This is a genomic window from Mycolicibacterium llatzerense (assembly GCF_025331195.1).
Lineage (GTDB): Bacteria > Actinomycetota > Actinomycetes > Mycobacteriales > Mycobacteriaceae > Mycobacterium > Mycobacterium llatzerense.
On sequence record NZ_LXOV01000015.1, the window covers coordinates 189,322 to 209,462 of the forward strand.

General features: G+C 63.9%; 13 protein-coding genes. 8 read left to right on the top strand and 5 right to left on the bottom strand.

All coding sequences use genetic code 11. The annotated features are described in order from the left end of the window. The first annotated feature begins 7 nt into the window (after nt 1–7). The 4 genes from A7G45_RS24080 (at nt 8) to A7G45_RS24095 (ending at nt 6,310) form a co-directional block, all read left to right on the top strand. A complete protein-coding gene (locus A7G45_RS24080) occupies nt 8–1,189 on the top strand; it encodes a GumC domain-containing protein (protein ID WP_260940730.1) in 1,182 nt (393 codons plus the stop codon). Between the two features lie 39 nt (nt 1,190–1,228). Beyond that, a complete protein-coding gene (locus A7G45_RS24085) occupies nt 1,229–2,611 on the top strand; it encodes an O-antigen polymerase (protein WP_260940732.1) in 1,383 nt (460 codons plus the stop codon). Between the two features lie 20 nt (nt 2,612–2,631). Next, the gene (locus A7G45_RS24090) at nt 2,632–3,747 is read left to right on the top strand and encodes a right-handed parallel beta-helix repeat-containing protein (RefSeq protein WP_260940733.1); all 1,116 of its coding nucleotides are present in this window, start codon (nt 2,632–2,634) and stop codon (nt 3,745–3,747) included. A 964-nt stretch (nt 3,748–4,711) separates the two neighbouring features. Further along, nucleotides 4,712–6,310: a right-handed parallel beta-helix repeat-containing protein gene (locus A7G45_RS24095; RefSeq protein WP_260940734.1), complete on the top strand. Its 1,599-nt coding sequence runs from the start codon at nt 4,712–4,714 to the stop codon at nt 6,308–6,310. A gap of 23 nt (nt 6,311–6,333) precedes the next feature. Here A7G45_RS24095 and A7G45_RS32580 read toward each other — a convergent pair whose 3' ends face one another. The 3 genes from A7G45_RS32580 to A7G45_RS24110 are packed head-to-tail and all read right to left on the bottom strand — an operon-like array spanning nt 6,334 to nt 10,765. Further along, on the bottom strand, nt 6,334–7,431 hold the full coding sequence (locus tag A7G45_RS32580) for a glycosyltransferase family 4 protein (RefSeq protein ID WP_260940736.1): 1,098 nt from the start codon (nt 7,429–7,431) through the stop codon (nt 6,334–6,336). Next, nucleotides 7,428–8,936 (bottom strand): flippase, encoded by a 1,509-nt coding sequence (locus A7G45_RS24105; RefSeq protein ID WP_260940738.1) that lies wholly within the window; start codon nt 8,934–8,936, stop codon nt 7,428–7,430. The genes A7G45_RS32580 and A7G45_RS24105 overlap by 4 nt, the downstream gene beginning before the upstream one ends. A gap of 56 nt (nt 8,937–8,992) precedes the next feature. Next, entirely contained in the window at nt 8,993–10,765 is a 1,773-nt protein-coding gene (locus tag A7G45_RS24110) for an alpha/beta fold hydrolase (protein WP_260940740.1), read from the bottom strand. A 390-nt stretch (nt 10,766–11,155) separates the two neighbouring features. On the opposite strand from A7G45_RS24110, the gene A7G45_RS24115 reads away from it, so the two are divergent. Next, nucleotides 11,156–12,247, top strand: coding sequence for a glycosyltransferase family 4 protein (locus A7G45_RS24115; protein WP_260940742.1), 1,092 nt, complete (start codon nt 11,156–11,158; stop codon nt 12,245–12,247). Further along, nucleotides 12,247–13,293 carry a glycosyltransferase family 4 protein gene (locus A7G45_RS24120; protein ID WP_260940743.1) on the top strand — a complete coding sequence of 349 codons (1,047 nt, stop codon included), beginning with the start codon at nt 12,247–12,249 and terminating at the stop codon, nt 13,291–13,293. The genes A7G45_RS24115 and A7G45_RS24120 overlap by 1 nt, the downstream gene beginning before the upstream one ends. A gap of 10 nt (nt 13,294–13,303) precedes the next feature. Here A7G45_RS24120 and A7G45_RS32585 read toward each other — a convergent pair whose 3' ends face one another. After that, complete coding sequence (locus A7G45_RS32585; protein WP_260940745.1) at nt 13,304–15,595, bottom strand: putative bifunctional diguanylate cyclase/phosphodiesterase; 2,292 nt, start codon at nt 15,593–15,595, stop codon at nt 13,304–13,306. 427 nt (nt 15,596–16,022) lie between these two features. Further along, nucleotides 16,023–17,282, bottom strand: a complete 1,260-nt coding sequence (locus tag A7G45_RS24130) for a GGDEF domain-containing protein (protein ID WP_260940746.1) — start codon at nt 17,280–17,282, stop codon at nt 16,023–16,025. A 590-nt stretch (nt 17,283–17,872) separates the two neighbouring features. Between A7G45_RS24130 and A7G45_RS24135 the strand changes: the two genes are divergently transcribed. Both A7G45_RS24135 and A7G45_RS24140 read left to right on the top strand, forming a co-directional pair. Next, nucleotides 17,873–19,438 (top strand): sugar transferase, encoded by a 1,566-nt coding sequence (locus A7G45_RS24135; RefSeq protein WP_260940747.1) that lies wholly within the window; start codon nt 17,873–17,875, stop codon nt 19,436–19,438. 121 nt (nt 19,439–19,559) lie between these two features. Next, nucleotides 19,560–20,072 carry a Chromate resistance protein ChrB gene (locus A7G45_RS24140; RefSeq protein WP_260940748.1) on the top strand — a complete coding sequence of 171 codons (513 nt, stop codon included), beginning with the start codon at nt 19,560–19,562 and terminating at the stop codon, nt 20,070–20,072. Nucleotides 20,073–20,141 lie beyond the last annotated feature (69 nt).

A 20,141-nucleotide genomic window follows, 5' to 3' on the forward strand; every position in this document is an offset into this window, starting at 1 on the left:
AGCCGACGTGCAACAGCGACGTAGGACTGCTATTTCCAGGTGGATCACGCCGCTGTGGCCGATCACGTTGGTCGGCATCGCACTCGGCGCCCTCATCGGCGCATTTGCCTTCGCCCCAAGCAAGGACGTAACCGCCAGCACGGTTATCCGGGTCGATGAGCCGATCGAGGCGAACCAGATCATGCTCGGCACACAGCCCTTGCTCAACACGATGCCGGATTACATGTCCGGAGAATTGGCGTACCTGTCCTCGCCGAGCTACCTGGATTCCGTCGCGAAGAAACTCGCGAAAGGAACGAAACCCCAGGTGTCTGCATCGCAGGCCGGCAAATCGAACCTTGTCACATTGTCGGCCACAGCAGCCAACCCGGACGACGCCCGCCACGTTGTCGATACCGCGGTGACTGCTTTCACCGGTCACATCTTCGATCAGAACCAGCAGCGCTACCAGGCCAGCCTCGACGCCGTCAATGCTGTCATCCCGAAGCTCGAAGAAGCCCAGCGAGCAAGCGAACCCAACGCCGGCCGCCCGACCGATGAGCTGGTCCAGCTCTACTTCAGGCGCACTTCACTCGAAGTGGAGCTGCTGCGGGCACCCGGAATTCAGACCGTCGAACCGACGAGGATCACGACGTCGACCGGACTGCTCTCCTCGTCTGCCATCGGCCCGATCGGCGGAGGGCTCATCGGAGGCATCATCGCGCTGGCCGGAGCCATGGTGTGGCGCACTCGTTCGCGCACCGTCACGTCGGTCGCTCAACTGGACGGGGAAGACAGGTTCGCGCTGCGGCCCGTCCTCCGACTCGGCGAGCAGGTTGACGAAGTCGCGGCGCGGGCCGTCTACGCGCAACTCCCCCTGCCACGCACGGGAAACATCCTCGTCGTCGGAGCATCGGCGGATTCAGGCAGTACCGCCGTCGCACGGCACATCGCGTTCGCCGCGGGAGAGCACGGCGAGGTGGCCACAGCAGACCTGATCAACGGCGACAGCGACGCCAGCAGCGCCGAGACCGCGATCCTCGACGGGCACACCTGGAGTACACCCGTAGCGGTCGAGACTGCCGACAATGCGGACCACATCATCGTCGTCGTTCGGATCGGATTCGACACCGCAGACGATGTCGACATCGCGGCACGGGCCATCGCACACCGGGACGCACCGGTTTCCATCGTGGCGACCCGCGCGTGACACCCCGATCGAGCCGGCAAGCATCACGGTGATCGCAGCATGCTGACCGCAACGAGCGTCCGTCCCACAGTCCGGCCCCGCACAGGTGGCGAACTGCGATTGGGCTGGTTGTCACCGGCAGTCGTTTCGCTCGCCGTCGGCTCCAGCGCAATCCTGCTGACCGCGTCTATCAACGATCAGCAATTCCGGACGTACTGGCAGGAGCCGAAGCTCGTGTCGGACAACATGTTGTGGCTGTTCGAATGCGGCGTGCTCGCGTTCGCGTTCGGCGCGATGATCGTCATCGCGTCAATGCCGTCGCGCGACAATCTGATTGCGGTCTGGCCGGCACTATCAGCACTGCGGCGCGCGACTCTCGAACGCGCCAGTACCGTACTGACGACGCTGACCGTCGCCGGCTACGTGGGTTTCGCTGTTCTGATCGTCAAGAGTGGACTCGGGCCCGCAGAACTCTTCGGCGGATCCGACCACCCATGGGACGCCCCGGCGAAAACCGCGATCGGCAACATCCCCGGAGTCACCGCCCTCACCCAGGTCGGCATCGCGGCAGTCGTCGTCTCGTCGATTCTTCTGGCGCACGGGTACACCCGCGCCGAACTGGCCAAGCTTCTGATCGTCCTCACGCTGTCGGTACCTCGCTCGTACATCTACTCGGAGCGCCTGGCGATCCTGGAACTGGTGGTGCCGATCGTCGTCGTCGGCTCGGCCTGGCTTGCCACCCGGGACCGCAAGCGCCGCACCATCGCACGAACGATTCCCATCGCCGGAATCGCGCTGGTGGTCGGTACATTCGCCTTCTTCGAGTACTTCCGCTCGTGGATGTTCTACCGAATGCACGGTGAGGACTCGTTCCCCACTTTTGTGCTGAACCGCCTCGCGGGCTATTACGCGACAGCCATCAACAACGGCGCGGTCATCATCGACCACATGAGCTGGCCGGGCCGGCTACCCTACGACACCCTTGAATCGTTCTGGTCGGTCCAAGGCATCTACCAGGTGAGACTGTACGAGCTCCTCGGCGGCCATGATCGGCCATACCCAAAGACGTTCGACCCGAAATCACCCTATTTCCAAGCCCTCGAGCAATATGCGAACCCCGAGTTCAACAACCCCAGCGGGTACGAAGCCCCGTTCGTCGACTATGGCCCGATCGGCGGCCTGGTGTTCTTCTTCGGACTCGGCATGGTGGCCGGACTGCTGTACCGCCACTTCTGCCGAGGCAGCCTGGGCGGCCTGCTGATCTACCCGATGTTCTTCACCGGACTCGTCGAATGGCCGCGGTACATGTATTGGGTCCAAGGGCGGGTCACCTACGCGTGGGTCAGCCTCGTCGCGGTGATCGCGGCAGTACTGATCGCCGAGCGCAGGGCACGCCGGCGCGAGACAATCTGGCTGAAGCAACCGAGGCATAGTTTGCCGTGATTGTCGGGAAGGGATGCCTCGTGCGAGGTCAGGCAGTGCTGGCAGCGGTGGGAGCCATCGCAATGATGGCAGTGGGTTGCAAGCCGCTCTCGGCTGCGGACAACGGTGACTACCGCGACGACACCGCGTCTCTGCAAGCACAGTTCGACGCGCTCGTACCCGGCGCGACCCTGACTCTGGAGCCTCGGACTTATCACCACAGCGGCATGCTCACGGTCCGGACCCCCAACATCACGATCAATGGCAACGGGGCCACGATCACCGCCACCAACGACGAGACCTCCGCCGTTGACATTCTCGGCGACGGCATCACCGTGACGAACGTGACGCTCAGCGCACCCACGGAAGGCAAACGGTGGATGGGTGAGCAACAGCACAAGCTCGTCGTCAAAGGACAGCAGGCGACCATTTCGAACGTCACCGTGGTGGGGTCCGCCGGCGCAGGGATTTATCTCAGTGGCGCACAGCATTTCGTCGTCCGAGACGTGACCATCATCGGCACCCGCGCCGACGGGCTGCACATGACCGGCGGCTCAGCCTTCGGTCAGGTGGACAACGTCAAGACCGACCAGACGGGCGACGACGGTGTCGCAGTCGTGTCGTACGACCATGACTCGGCGACATGCCACGACATCGTCGAAAGGAACATCACCGTCGGCAGTACCCGATGGGGACGTGGCATCACGGTGGTCGGCGGAAACAACGTTGACATCAGACATTTTTCGGTGGCCAACACCAGCTCGGCAGGCATCTACATCGCCAACGAGGGCAATCCGTTCTACACGCGATCCGTCGAACGGGTCACCGTCGCCGATGGCACCGTGACCGGCGCCAATTGGGATAACAACATCGAGCAGGGCGCCATTCTCGTGTACTCAGGAAACCGCGGGCGATTCGTACACGACGTCGAAGTCTCGGCCGTGACGGTCAATGCCACGAGCGCCCACGCCAACCGCAACGTGGCAATTGTCGACGAAACCACTGGCGGGGATCAGGCGATCCACGGAATCAGATTGTCCGACATCCACCTGACCGCGACCACCGTGGCACCGTTCTACAGCAACGTGCCCGCAACCAGCTACACAATTGCCAACTGGACCAACGACGGCAAGCACATCGACGTCGGTTCGAATTAGCTCTGAATTTGCTGAAATAGAACCGGCAACATTGATGTAGGAATCGTCCCGGCTGCGTAGCGACGATCGATCCGACGCACCCGACTCCCGGTTAGTTCATCGCCGGTGCCACTGCCAGCAAACCGATGCGCATGGTCGACATGCTGGCCGCACGAACCCGCCGAGGGTCGCCACCAGCAAAGAAATCGAACCGTAACTGACACTTTGGCAAAAACCTACTATTAGTACGAATAATAGTTACGCTGCGTATTTGCCGAATAATGCGTCACCGAACAGTGATTTTGGCGAATTTTCGAGCCGACCGGCAACGTCCAATTCTCTGAGATTGTTTTTCAAACACCACACATCCCGACAAATGATCGTCATCATCGTTGCGACAAATGACGGCCGCGTAGCTCTGCGGCCTGACACAGCGGCGAGAGGTCGGCAAATGGACGTCACTTTTTGCATCGGGCGAGTCGGCGCATTGGCAGTCGCGCTGGGCATAGGCACCGCCATCGCCAGTAGTGCCGGAACGTGTACAGCCACCGCAGCACCGGACACCACGTCCACAGCTCCACAGCACAACGACCCCCAGTCCCCCGCGGCTACCAAGCCGACCACCGCGCCGGCGTCGCAGTCCTCGTCGGATGACGACAAGAGCGGTCCATCCGGACGGGGACGCAACCACATACGCAATCCGAGAACTGGTTCCGCACACCCGAACACCACCGGAGCCGGCACACCATCAGCAGGAACGTCGCCCTCATTGCGCAAACCAACTTCGGTGCAGACAACCGCCGCACCAACTACATCGCGACCGGTATCCGCCCGCGTGCAACCAACTCTCGGCGCCCTCGGGGCCTCATCGTCACAACCGAAGGCGATCCCAGCCCAAGCGCCTTCGGCAGCGCCCAGCGGAGCAACGGCAGCCGCGACCGCGGTACACGTGCAATTGGATTCAACCGGCATCAAAACTCCGACGGTGCAGGTGCCCACGACGGCGAGCATCACCACCGCAAGCGGTCCGCTGTCGAACGGCAACGCGCCGTCGACCCCACTCGGTTCACCCATCGCATGGACGATCGCGGCGTGGGTACGACGTGCAGCCAGCCAACTCGAAACCACGACCACCAGCCAGACCCCCACGGCCGCAACAGCTCCCACCATCGCATCGCCCACGGCGGCTCAGACCACGACAACCGACCTGGCCCCCGCCAGCGCCACCCTCCTCAGCGCCCTCAAACCGGTCACCGCGGTCAAGCCCGCGCGCAGCACGCTCGTCGCGGGCACGCCGACGATCGGTGCGCCGGACGCCACGACCGGCGCCGTGTCGGGGTCGTTGAACGTGATCAACCGCAGCACCGGGACGATCACGTACACCGTGTCATCGCAACCGAACTACGGCACGGTCACAGTGGACTCCAACGGGACATTCACCTACACGCCAACCCAACTCGCGCGTGACCTGTCCGCGGTGTCGGCCAATGCGAACACGTCGAGCTTCACCGTCATGTCCAGCAGCGGATCGTCCAAGGTGTCCCAGACGGTGACGGTGCCGGTCCTCGCGACGCCGATCACGGGCGACAGCACCGCCGTGCTGCAGGACGTGTTCAGCAATCTGAAGGCCGGCTCAACGCTCACCCTGGCGTCAAAGACCTTCTACCACTCGGGAGTTCTGCAGATCACGGTTTCGGGGCTGACCATCAACGGCAACGGCGCGACGCTGCAGGCCACCAACGACGCGACCTCGGCAGTCGAAGTTCTCGCCGACCACGTGACGATGAGCAATCTCACGCTCGGTGCCAATTTGACCGGCCCGCGCTACTACGCGAATGAACAGCACAAGTTGCTGATCGAGGGCAACTACGACTCGATCAGCAATGTGACGATCAACGGCGCCGCAGGTGCCGGGGTGTACGTCCTGGGTGCCGGTTGGTTCAACCTGACCGGCATCACGGTGAACAACTCACGCGCGGATGGCATTTCGATGACAGGCGGCGCGCACGACGGCGTCGTCAACAATCCGGTCACGAACAACACGGGTGACGACGGGGTGTCCGTCGTGTCCTACGTCGCGGACGGAACGATCTGCTCCAACATCACGATCAACAATCCGATCGTCAACGGCACGACCTGGGGTCGCGGCGTGACTGTGGTTGGCGGGCAGAACATTACGTACAACAACATCAAGGTTTCGAACACCAATGGCGCCGGTGTCTACGTGGCGTCCGAACCCAGTTACAACACGATGGGCGTATCGAACATCATCATCAACGGCGGCAGCGTCACCGGCGCCAACTACAACTCGGGCGTGGTACACGGCGCCATCCTGGTCTACGCCGGAAACGCGGGTCAGCCCGCGACGGGCGTCACCATCGAGAACCTTTCAGTGGCCGGAACCGCTCTGACTGCCCAGCGCGAGATCGGCCTGATCAGGGAGACCGGATCGAGTATGAGCGGAATCATCCTCAAGAACATCAGCTTCGACAACACCGCACTGCCGATTCTCTACACCAACACGCCCAGCGGCAGCTACAGCGCGAGCGGGATCACCAAGGGAGGCACGCCAGTAATCGTCTGACCGAGCGGCAGCGGTTCGGGCCGTTACTGATTCGGGCTGACGGACGCCGGTAGCAACGCGTCCAGCATCGCCGGAAACGCCAGCGTCGCATCGTGGACGGCACAGACCCGTTGGTACGCCCGCTCGATCATTTCGGCGACGCCGGAAGGGTTCTCGAGCACGCGGGTGATCGCCGCGGCCAAAGCATCCGCGTCCCCGACGGGAACCAACACACCGGCACCGTCGCGCAACAACCAACTGCTGCCGCCATGATCGGTCGCGATCACCGGTACGCCGACACTCATCGCCTCAAGCGCTACGATCGGGCCCGCCTCCGGTGAGGTGCTGGCATTGACCAACACATCCCAACTCAGCACGGCCGCGACCGGATCCACATGGCCGAGAAAACGAACCCGACCACCCAACTCCGTGTCCGAAAACCGTTGCAGCTCAGCGCGATAATCATCGTCGGCATGGAAGGCGCTGCCCGCCACTTCGCACTGAACCCCCGGTACGCGGGTGAGCGCCTGCAGCAGCACCCGGTGACCCTTCCACGGGGTGATCACACCCATGATGCCCACCACCGGCTGTGCACGCTCGCCCCGGCGCGCGACGACGCCTGGAATGTCGACCCCTAACGGCGACACCGAGACGTCGAGCCCGAGCTCTTGAACCGGCAGCGCCGTAGGCGGCGACACCGCCACCGCGCGGCGCACGGCCGGCTTGCCGATCCGGATCATCGCGCGCTGTTTGGCTTCATCGATGGTGTCGTGGACGAGCCACGACACCCCTTGCCGGAGCCGCGCGAGGCGGGCCGCCGGCAGCGCCAATAGGGAGTTCACGATCACCACGTCGTCGGCGCGAACCGTACGGCGAATGACCACCGCGGCACGCAGCCAGCGCCGCACCAACGTGCCGACCGCCATCAACCGCGCCACCCCCGAGGCGCCGCCGAGGTCGAGTTCTTCGATCTCGACGTGCTCGGCGCCCTCGGGAAGTCGCTCGGCCAGCACACCCACCGGGCTGATCACGCACACCTGATCGCCACGCTCGCAAGCGACTCGAATCAGCCGCAGCAGAACGACTTCCGCACCCGAGACCCGACCGGCCCGGTTGATGAAAACGATCGAGGCCACGGTCACGCCGCCCGTGCGGGCCGCAGTCGAGACAGCATCTGGCGATCGAGCAGCCTCAGCGCGAACGCACCGCCGACGAACAGCACTACCGAGCACACGGCCACGACCACCCAGGGCACGTGTCCCTGGATGACCTCGGTGAGCGCGCACACCGCGACCGTCAGCGCGGCGATCAACAGCAGTTTGGCGACAGGTATCAGCCGGTCGATCGGAATGGTCCGCGCCGCGAGCACCCACATGGCGACAAACATCACGATCTCGGTGATGACCGTGGCGCCGGCTGAACCGTTGAACGAAAAGCGCGGAATCAGATACACATTGAGACCGACGTTGAGTGCCAACGCACTGCATGCCACCCACGGATAGGCACGTTGGCGCTTGGCGGAAACCAAGGCAACCAGGATGAGGTGGGACAGCGCCGCGAACACCGCGCCGACCAGCAGCATGCGGACGGCGTCTGCACACACGCCGAACCGGTCGCCATACAGGAATGACACGATCTCGTCGCCAGACGCCCACATACCCACGACTCCAAGGCATGTCAGCAGTCCGATGGTCACCGCCGACGAGCGCACCCGGCCCCGGAAATCGTCGGTCAACAGCGGCCACGCCGCCACCAACAGCGTTGCCACCGGGGTCACTACGGCCAGCACCGCGTACGACAGCACGTCGGCGAACTTGTAAGCCACGCTGTACAGGCCGACCGAATCAAAATGGTCGAGCTTGCCCAGCATCAGAACGTCGACCTTGGACAACAGCGTCATCATGGCCAATCCGATGCTCAGCGGAATGGCTTCCACCAACATCTCGCGCCATAGTTTGATACGCGGCGATTTGGTGACGCGCGGCCCGGCCGATCCGCGTCGGACGCCGATCAATTTCCAGGTGCCGGAAAAGATCTCATTCGCTATCGCGGGCAGGATGAAGATCATCAAGCCGGGGTGGGTCGTGGCGATCAGGATGGTCAGGATCAATTGGAACAACTGGGCGAACGCTTCCGCCGCGGCCACCGTCACCATTTTCAACCGGCTCTGGTACAGGACTGACAGCGCGTGGCTGGGTGTGGCGATGACCACAACGAGGCCGGCCAGCGCGGTCGCCCGGATCACCTCACCCGGGTAACCCATGACAGCGACGTACCCGACCGCGATCCCGTACCCGAGTAGGCCAAGTGCCGCCCGCAGGCCCACAAACGAACTCGCGAACACATCGGCTTCTTCGTCGTCTGACTCGATCAGCCTGCCCAGCACCACTCGGCCCACGCCGAGATCGGTGACGATCGACATCATCCCGAGAAGTCCGAACACGAACGAGAACACGCCCCAGTCCGTCGGCGAGAGCAGCCGGGCGATGAGGACGGTCCCCGACCAGCCCATCAGCGCGATGGCGAGGCGGCTCAACAACAACGCAACGGTGTTGCGGCCGACGGCCGCGTGCTCCTCGTCCCGCCGGCGCTCCTGGGCATCGACGCCCGCCGAGGCATCGACTTCGCTGCTGTCGGTGGTGCTCACGCCGCCACCGGATTCCACATGCACAATCGCCTCACGCCGCCTACTTCTCATTCCGATCACCGTCGCCCGCAATAGGACGCGGGTGGATCGACATCGCGATGTAACCCGGTCTGCCCAGCGTCTCCGTTTACCGATTCTGCAACCAGCTCGGCAAACTCGCGCCGAGCCACCTCCAAAATCCGCGCACTGGCCACATTCTGGATGTCCCGTTGCAGCAACGGGTGGTCACCCGTCGGCGCGAGCGTGATCGAGGGCTCCCAGCCTCGCCGCGCCAGCCGCGCCAAGCCTTGCTGACCACGCTGTTTGTCGAACCATACGTGGTCTTCGGGCGACATGACCATGTCAACGACGATTCTGTTGCGCCTCAGTGCCGAGAGCAGTACTTCGGGCACTTCGGTCAATCCGAACCGCCCCATCAACAGCCACAGCGGATACGGCAACCAACGCCTGACCAGCTTCTTGAACTTGGCCTCCAACGTTCGGGGCTCCGGTGCCGGCTCGACACCGGGGTTCGGCGGCGTCATGCCGATCAACTTCTCGGGCCCGATGGCCTTGTGCCGCACGCTGTAGAGGATCACGTTGACCAGCACCACAGCTCGCGCGCCGTACTTCATTGCTCCGATGGCCGAATTCCAAGCACCCGAACAGATTCCTGTCATCATGAGGCGCTCCGCCGGCACTCCTGTCGCCGCCATCGCGTCCCGCACGTCGACATTGGACTCCGTTGAATAGATCGTGGCGAAATCTGCAGTCGCCCAACCGGTGTCACCGGTGCCTCGACGGTCATAACGCACTGCTGCCAGACCGTCCCCGGCGAATTCGCGTGCGGTATCGGTCCATACCCGGCCCGACCCCACCCGGTGTTCGCAAGCAGTGTTGTGGATGAGCAACGTCGGCGTATCGACCGCCGCACCACGCAACGCGGTCCGGATCGCAAAGAGCCGGTTGGGCCCTAGCTCGTCCAAGGTTTCGACGATCGCTCGCCCGTCCGGCAGGTGGGCGACCTCGGCCTGCCGTCTGATGGCGGGTACCACCGGATCGTCGCCATCGGGCATGGCCCGATGCAGCCAGTCTGCGATCAGCACCAGGGTCGACACCGGGATCTTCACCACGAACGTCACCGGCTCCACATACTCGGGCTGCCCCCCGACCGACGCCGACTCGCAATCCATACTGTCGACCAGTGCCTTGATCTTCGGCTCGGCAGCCCATTCCGATCTGGTCACCACGAACGTCGGCACGGCGACACCCAGCGATTCCGGCATCCGCATGGTCTTGAGAGTCAGCGCAGATTCCGGCGAAAACGTAGTTCCCAGAATCGATTCGCGGTGCACGTCGACCGCGTCTTCGCCGACAGTAATCTTGTACAACGCCCGCTGCTCGCGCAGGTAGCGCCGTCCATCGACCACCGGGTCCCACAAGACCACGGCCGCCAATCCCTCGATATCGCGCGCGACGCCGGCCGCCAACATGGCGCCCATTCGCAGCCCGATCAAACCGACGCGTGCCACACCGCTGGCTCGCAGGTATCCCACTGCGTCGCGAATACTGTCCCGGTAGTCGGTCAGCGCCGTGTCCGAGCCCACCGGCCCCGCGGAGTCGCCGGTGCCTCGATAGTCGAAGCGCAGCACCGCGAACCCGCGACCGCACAATTCTTGGGCAAGGAGCTTCAGGCCACGGTACGTGTCGACGTGCTCCTTACCCAGCGGTGGACAGATCACGATGCCGCCTCGGGCCCGGCCGCCCGCGGGGATGTGGAGGACGCCGAACAGCGGCGAGTTTTCGGGGCCGAACCATGTCGGCTGCGTATCCTCGCCGTCCTCATCCACGACCCAGAGCCCCCTCGGTGATGTCGAAACTGTTGCGTCGCCCGCTCACGACCCGGCCGCCCGGGAGTCGGACAAGCCGATGCGGTCGACGTCCAAGATACACGGCTGACCCCTTTCAATGTTCGCTAGAACTGCGACACCAAACACTTTTAGCCTTCGAGATCAGACTGGGGCGGCGTTGCCGCCCCGATGAAATCAGTGGACACAGACAACCGCGCGTGACCCATATGCCAACTGACCTCGAAATATTTGTTGCAGGTGAAGTGTGTCCGCCGTCGGCGAATCGCGGCGTTACGCTCCGAACTGGACCATGCCACCTCCACCAATTACGGTGTATGGCGAACAGCAACGACATATTTCTTTGCTAGAAATCGTCATCGGAGGCGCGCAGTGGCAGACCCCGACCCCGCGTTGGGCATCGTGGCCAACGGGCAGCCGTCGATCATTCACGTCGCCGAATCGTTCGCCAGCGGTACGGCGTCTGCGATCGGGGACTTCGTGCGCAACTATCCCGAGGCCGAACATCACCTCGTCTACTCGTTTCGCGACGAAGCGGGATTGAACATCGACGAGCTGACGTACTTCGCAACGAAGACCCCGATGCCTCCGGGAACAATCGCGCGTATCCGGTTCCTGAGACGGTTTCTCCGCAAGTCAGCGGGCGACTTCATCGTGCACGCCCATTCGAGCATGGCCGGCGCCTACGTACGCGCCGCTGTGCGCCGATCCACCGGGCGCCCACTGGTTTACACCCCGCACTGCTATTCATTCGAACGACTCGACGTCTCGTGGCCGGTGCGACAAGGCTTCCGGGTCCTCGAATGGTTGTTGTCGTTCAACACCACCGCCTACGCGGCGTGCTCACCACGCGAGGCCGAGTTGTCACGGTGGCCGCTCAGCTCGCCACGAGTCGTCACCGTGCCGAATGTGCAACCACCCGGTCTGCCCCAGAGCGGCCCGCCAGCTACCGTTGCCACGTTGCGGATCGTCGGCAACGGCCGACTCGGCCCGCAGAAGGATCCAGAGTTCTTTGCCAAAGCGTTCCACGCTGCGGCGCAAGCACATCCAGGATTGGCAGCCATCTGGATCGGCGGCGGTAGTGAGGGAGACATCGAAAATCTGCGTGCGCACGGAGTCGAGGTGACGGGATGGCTGACGCGCACCGAGGCTCTCGAAGTGATGGCCACGTGCGATCTCTACCTGCACACCGCGTCATGGGAAGGGTTCCCGATCTCCATCATGGAGGCCGCGGGCATCGGCCTGCCGGTGGTGGCACGTCGCCGGGCATATCTGCGCGGCGTCGATCTGCCGGTGATCCTCGACCGCCCCGAAGATCTGGCCACCGCCATCGGAGATCTCCGCCAAACCGGAGCGCTCGCGACACTGCGGCAGCAGACCGCCGTCGCGTTGGCCGGAAATTCCGACACACAGCAACGGACGGCGCTTCGCGCCCTGTACGAACCGCTGAAAGGAAGACCGTGATGCAGCGGGTACACGTGAACGGAAAGTGGTTGGCGCAGAAGCTGACCGGCACGCAACGCTACGCCACCGAAATCGTCCGGGCCGTCATCGACAGCGGCAACACCGAACTCGTGGTCCACGTGCCGGCCGACGCAGAAATTCCCGACTGGCTGTACACGCCGCGGGTCGAGATCCGGCAATCCCGCACCACCGGTGTGGTTTTCGAGCAGGTCTACCTCCCAGCCGCAACCCTTGGCGCGCTGCTGCTCAACTTTGCCGGACCGGCCCCGCTGGCGAAACGCCGTCAAGTCGTCACCATGCACGACGCCACGCCGTTCCGCTTCCCGCAGACTTTCCGCAAAGCGTTCGTGGCGTTCTACCTCGTCTCGTACTCCTTGCTGGGGCGATCGGCTCGACACCTGATCACGGTGTCCCACTTCAGCGCCCAGGAGCTGAAAGACGTATTGGGTATCCGCTTGGAGAAGTTCGTGGTCGCAGGATGCGCCGCGAACGTACTGACGTCAGTCGAAGCGCAACGGCCCGAGCTGGCCCCAGACGGACCGTTCTATCTGATGGTCGGAACTCTCGCGGTGCACAAGAACCTGCCCACACCCGTGCAGGCGGTCGCCGATTCCGGCCGCACCATCGTCGTCGTCGGCGCATCCGGCAATGATCAGGTATTCAGCCAGGCATCTGACATATCAGCGAAAGCTGTTGTCGCCGGACGCCTTTTAGATGCCGAACTCGCTTGGTTGTACCGCAACGCCCAAGGCCTGATCTTCCCGTCGAGATATGAGGGTTTCGGCCTCCCGCCGCTGGAAGCCCAGACCCTGGGCTGTCCGGTGATCACGTCGAACGCGGCATCGCTGCCCGAGATCGCCGGCGAAGCCGCACTCTATTTCGATCCTGACGACATGCCGGGCCTGCTAGCCCAGCTGGACCGACTCGAGACCGAAACGGGTCTGGCTGACAGTCTGCGCCGGCGCGGCCTCACGAATGCTCGCCGCTACTCGTGGGACGCCTCCGCCCGACGAATCTTGGACAGCGTGGGTATCACGTCGCCGTAGCGCCGATGCGTCAGCACCCGACTCCAACCGGACGCGTTGTGCTGGAAGACATCCCGGGTCCACGCCGGAGCCAAGGAAGCACGCCGCTGAACGCGATGGGCGGGCTGAACAGATACCCCTGGGCAATGTCGCAATTGAATTGCTGTAGGCGAGTGACGGTCTGGCGATTCTCGACCCCCTCCGCCACCACTCCGGCACCCAAATTGTGTGCGAGAGTGACGACAGTGTGCACGATTTCGGCAGTACGTTCGTCATTGACTATCGACGCGACGAATTGCCGGTCGAGCTTGACTTCGTCGACAGGTAGATCCCGCAGATAGCTCAGCGTGGAATAGCCGCTGCCGAAGTCGTCCAGAGCGACTCGTACGCCGTCGCGGCGCAGCGTGTTCAGCACACCCTGCACGCTCCCGAGGTTGCCCATCATGAAGTCCTCGGTGATCTCCAGCGTCAAATCCGTCGCAGGGATGCGGCGATCCTCGAGTGCCCCGGCGATTCGGTCCGGCAGCTCGATATCGGTCAGGCAGTTGGCGAAGACGTTGATGGCCACGGAAATCTCGGCGCCCTGGGATCGCCATTCGGCAAGATCATCAAGGGCCTGGTTGATCACCAGATCGTTGACCAAGGAGGTCAGTCCGTGAGACCGGACCAGCGGCAGGAACCGGTCGGGACCCAACAGACCATGCTCGGGATGTTGCCACCGCAGTAGCGCTTCAACCCCGGTTATTCCGCCGGACTGAAGGTCGTATTTGGGTTGGTAGTAAAGGCAGAGAGCCTCCCGATCGATGACCTCGCGCAGCTGCCCGAGCAGTCGCACGGCCTCAACCGGGGCAGCGTTGGGGGCGGCCGCAGGTTGCGCCTTTGTCACATCGGCATCGCCGGGTGCCGCGTACTGGCAGACGTTGCGCGACTGGGAGAACCGGGCGACCTCCACCGCGGCCTCGGCTCGTGCGAGCAATATGTCGGCGTCGACCGGCCGATCGTTCACGGTCGCCACCGCCAGCCCGATGCTCGGACGGATCAGAAGGTCCCGACCGCCGAGCATGAACGGATCGGTGAAGGCCCGGACCAGGTTGTCGGCGGCCTGCCGGCACTCATCGATGCCGGCGGCCATCACCACCGCGAACTGTCCGCCGTTCAGCCTCGCGATGATGTCAGAGTTGCCAGCATGGCCACGGATTCGGCCCGCGACCAAGACCAGCAGCTCGTCGCCCGACGCCCGCCCGCAAGCAGCCGTCACCAGCGACAACTCACTGACATCCAGACGCAGGACCGCGAGCGCCTGGCCATCCTGCTGCAGCAGCGGCAGCGCGCGAGAGAGATGGTCTCGCAATGCCACCGCGTTGACCAGGCCGGTCACCTGGTCGTGCCGCAACAGGTCGTCGGCCGCCATCCGGAGGCGGCGATTCTCGTTGAACGTCACGGCCTGCCGAATGATCGCCACGGCAATCAGTAGTACCGAGGTGACCAGCATCGGTACGCAGCAATCCAGGGAGTGCCGCAGGAGCTCAATCCCGCAAATCACGGTCGCAATGGTCAACGGGATCGTGGGAACCAACGAGGCCCAGCGCGGCGGGACCGGCGGGGCGGCTTCGCGCGGCCGCGGCGACCTGTGCCAGCTGGCGAAGGCAGCGAGTAGGACGCTGATCAGAGCCGCACCCCAGCCGAGGCCGACGATGCGATGGTTGACGTCGACGCCCCAGGTGTCGAGGTAGATGACTGCACCATTGGCCACTGCGCCCAGAACGTTGCCGACTGTCAGGAACATGACGACGGCGCGTTCGCCCCGGCCGACTCTGGCCAGGACGGAAAGTGCGATCGCAACCAGGACGACGTTCGCAATCGGGACAAGCAGAACAAACCACGATGCCCGTTGACCGAGTTCCGACGCAGCCGCACCCTTCAGTACCGCAACCCAGGCAATAGCAAACACTGCCAACCCCATGATCGCGCCGTCGAGCACCAACCGAAGCCACGATCTCCACGACGACTGACCGGAAAGCAACAGGAGCCCGACGCACGCGCCGATCGGATACAGCAACCCGGCAACGTCTACCGCGGTCGGAATGACCGCGGGCGGCGCACCCAGGCGAAGCTCACTGATCGTCCAGATGAGCTGACCGAGAAACCAACCGCCCAGTCCCACAGTGAAGGCGATCCAGGCGTGGCGCCGACGGCCCCGGCCTCTCAACGCAGCCGCTCCCGCCGCGCACCCCACGAGCAGCGCAAGGGCGGTCAGCACTACGTCGACGACCGCTCCGGTGGCGAGCACCCGTTCTGTGCCCGCGATCAGAACCTGCCGCACCACAGGCAGCCTCCAATTCGGTCAGTTCGTGCAATCTTAGCAACAGTGTCATACCTAAGGTATTCAACGCGCCCAATGCGGTCACGCAGTCGGTGCTCCACTAGCCAGCTGCCAGGTAGTCGTACTGTCAGGCACTTTGTCGCCCACGCAAGGCGACTGTTCCAGCCGCCACGAACTCGACCCCGTGCGAACAATCGCCGCGAGCCGACAGTCAGCAAACTATTGCTATCGTCAATAGTCAGCGGGCGACGAGCGGTGTGTCAAACCCGTCCACGCAGCGCAGCCTCCCGAGCAGTCGGTTCGTCCGACTGCGACAGAAGCGGCGCATCGCAGCGCGGGCAGGGGTAGCCGGCGAAAGCTCGTTCGGCCCAATGCAATCGCCGGATTGAAACGCTCCGCTCCGGGTGCGCTTCTTGGCCTCCGCGGCTCACGGACGCGGGGGCCTCGCCGAGTCATCACACGACACTGCGAGGCCCGAACAGTCGCACACCACGTCATCGCTCACGAGCAACGACTGACGGGTTGTCGCGTCACCTCCGCCACGCTTCGCCGCGAACATCGCATGATCGGCGCACTCGATGGCGCCACTCAACACCGATTGCGGATCGGCATCGTCGCCGGCAAACTCTGACAGCGCAATCGTGGCGACACCGATACTTGCCGTTACCGGAGCCACGTCGGCGGCGGCGGAAACAGCCGAGCGCACCCGTTCACTGATGATGGCCGCCTGCCCGGGCCAAACGATGTCGACGACGACGAATTCCTCACCGCCCACGCGGGCCACCAATGCATCGTGCCGAACGTTGGCCGCAATTCGCTGCGCACTACGCACCAGCACTTCGTCGCCGACCGCGTGCCCATAGGTGTCGTTGATGTTCTTGAACCGATCGAGGTCGATCACCATCACCAGTACAAATGCACCGGGAACAGCATCGCTCGCCCGATCTGTGAGCAGACTGCCGATGCGCAGATTCAGGCCGCGGCGATTGAGTAGCGCGGTGAGCTGGTCGGTCACCGAATCGTGAGCGTCACTGCGCAACACCCAAATGCCGAACTGGACGACCGCCGGCACGACGACGAACGATGCCACGGCCATCAGCGTCTTCGCGGCCGCCAGATAGGGATCACCGTGCGGTCCGACGGCGATCCACACAGCGAACACCGCTGTCACCGCAAGCACCCAGCTCGTGTGCAACGCGAGCGCCTTCGGTCCCTCGAAGAACTTGACGTAGACGGAAATGAGCAGCAGCGCATTCAAGCCGAAGAAGCCGGCCAGCCGATCGGAGTCCATCAGCGCAACGGCGGTGATCCCGAGATTTGCGTAGACAATGAATGCGATCGACACTGCGCGCGACGGCCAGGGCCCGAACCACCACACCAAAGCCCATATCACCGCTGACGCGGCGAACCCGGACGATGCGGCCCGAGCGAGGTCCGTCGTCGGCCCCGCCGGGGAAAACTGAATGACGATCGAGATGAGCGCGAGCAAGGCCGCGCACGCCCCGACGAGCAGTTGCACGCCACCGAGCAACCCGCGTTGGGAGAAGTACCCGATTTGCGCGTCGTAATCCACCGGCGAGGACCACCAGGCGCGAGCCAGGCGAGCAACAGCCAACAACTCGCGCAGCCTTGCCAACACGTCCGGACCCCATTCCAGGTGAACCACCTCGACAAGGGCCTCCCCCAACCCCGCAAACGTACGCTAGCAGGGGATTACAGCTATGTCTAGACCAGTAAATCCATGCATGTCAGTGAGTTACATCTGCTTATGTGGCTAACGCTACACAGGCGGCGTAGAGGGTTTTCGCGCCAGCCGTCCGACGGCGGTACGCCGAACGCCGGCCGCCGGCCTTCCGCCCGCGGCTGGGCTACCGGCTCGAACCGACGATCGTTTGCCAGAAACGCACCAGCCCGACATGTACCGCCCCACATGCCGTTGCGATCGGCGTGGCGGAAATTCTTCTGCCCGCTTCACGGTCGCCGGCGCCGCGCCCCAATCTCGGCAGCGACGCAGCTCAACAACGACATCCTGCCCGTCGCCTCACAGGCCGGCGGGCGCGTTGTGAGGTACACAACACCGGTTGGTTAGCTGCCCTACTTGCCGGAAGCAAACCATGGGTATAACTTTGCTGAATCTGCAGCTGCTAACACAACTGTGGAGGTGCGTCGCCACCGTGGGCACGCACACGACCCCCAAAGCCGCCGACCCACCCAGCACCGGCCACCGGGGTTGCGCCGACCAAGTGTGTCCCGCCCAGCAGAGAGCCGACCGCAGCCATGTCGACCCCCACCATCGCAACACCCCAGGTCAAAGCACGACATACGCCCACCACCGACACCACCACCACACCGGCCGAGGCACTGCCGACACCGGCCATCCACAGCAACCGCGGACGCTCACGACGTGAGCAGCATCACGCAAAAATCGCCCGAAAACTCATTGTTAGCGATGCACTAGTTATTTGCTGTTCTGTCATTTTCGGGCAAATTGCGCGGTTCGCCACCACCGCCGGCCACCCCGTCTACGTCTCCTGGGACTCCGGCCCCCACATCCGCTACATCGCCGTCTCGGCCACCCTGGCCGTGCTCTGGATGGGCTTTTTGTCCCTGGGCAGCCGCTCGGCGAAAGTCGTCGGCCGCGGGCTCAACGAATACGTCACCCTCGTCGCCGCCACTTTGCAGCTGTTCGGCCTCATCGCCATCGCGACCACCCTGCTGCGCATCGAAATCTCGCGCGGTTACCTGGCCATCGCGCTGCCCATGGGTCTCTTCTGCCTGATCGTGACCCGGTGGATGTGGCGCCGCATCAATAGCCGCAAACACCGCAACGGCCGGAACCAGAGCAAACTGTTGGTCGTCGGCGCCACCAGTGCCGCGGCCGACATCGCCACCGAATTCGCCAAAGACCCCTGGGCCGGCTACGACGTCGTCGGCTTCTGCACGCCCATGGGACCCGTCCACGGCAAAGAGGTCATCACCGTCGCCGGCCACGACATCCCCATCGTCGGGTGCGACGAAGCCATTCTGGATGCGGTGCTGCGCACCGGCGTCGACACCGTCGCATTGGCTGCCACCCACCACCTGACCCCCGTCGCGATCCGCCGGTTGATGTGGGAGCTGGAAGAACACGGCGTCGACCTGATGGTCGCCCCCGGCCTCATCGACATCGCCGACCAGCGGCTGACCAGTCGCCCGGTCGCCGGCATGGCGGTCTTCGAAGTTGCCAAACCCCAATACAGCCAAGCCAATTCGTTGATCAAGCGAGCCTTTGACGTACTGTTCGCGGTCGCCGCGCTGATCGCCATCGCGCCGGTGATGATCGTGACCGCCCTGGCCGTCAAACTCACCAGTGCCGGACCCGTCTTGTACCAATCCGAGCGCATCGGTATGGACGGCGTGCCGTTCCGGATGACCAAATTCCGCAGCATGTACCAGGACGCCGACTCCCGCCAGGCCGAAATGATCGCCGCCAACGGCGGCGGTGCGATGTTCTTCAAGATGAAGGATGACCCCCGCGTCACCGCCGTCGGCAAGATCATCCGCAAATTCAGCATCGACGAACTCCCCCAGTTCTTCAACGTGCTGACCGGCGAGATGAGTGTGGTGGGCCCGCGTCCGCAGGTTCGTCGCGAAGTCGACACCTACGACGACCTCGTCAGCCGCCGCCTCACCGTCAAACCCGGCCTCACCGGACTCTGGCAGGTCAGCGGCCGCTCCGACCTCGAGGTGGAAGACGCTGTGCGCCTTGACCTCTCGTACGTGGAGAACTGGTCGCTGCTCCAGGACATCCTCATCATCGGCAAGACCGTCCGCACCGTCGTCGCGGGTGACGGCGCCTACTGACCATTGCCGCAGTTCCGACTGCGAAAGCAACGTCGAACTATCGATACACACAACTCGGAAACCTCCGTTACATTTTTCGTCGTGATAAGGGGCGTGACGCGTCGTGCGTTGGCTGATACTGGTGGTGCGCATACCAACCGACCCGTCGCGGCACCGAGTCGCAGTGTGGCGCGAACTACGCAGGGTCGGCGCGCTGCAGATCGGCCAGGGCGTCTGGGCGGTGCCGGATGTGCCCGTTTTCGCCGACGGCGTCGCCCGGGTGGTCGAGCTTGCGCAGCGCGGCGAGGGCGAGGTCTTGACACTCACCGCGGAGGGGCACGATGAGCCGGACGCGGCTCGTTTGCAGACGATGTTCACTGCCGAACGAGCGGAGGAATGGGCCGAATTCCTTTCCAATTGCGCCAAGTTCGACGCCGAGATCGACAAGGACATCGCAGCGGGCAAGTTCACGATGGCAGAGCTGGAGGAAGAAGAGCAGACCCTCGAGCAGCTGCGCCGCTGGCACCGAGATGTCAAGGCCCGCGACGTTTTCGGTGGTCCGACCGCCGACGAAGCGGATCAGCAACTCAGGCATTGCGCGGACCGACTGGCCGACTACACCGAACGGGTCTTCCAAGCCCTCCACCAGCTGTGACCGGAGTGAGCCGACGAGCTTGGACGGCCGGATCGATGGTGGCGGCGTCGACTTGCCCCGCGGGTCCCG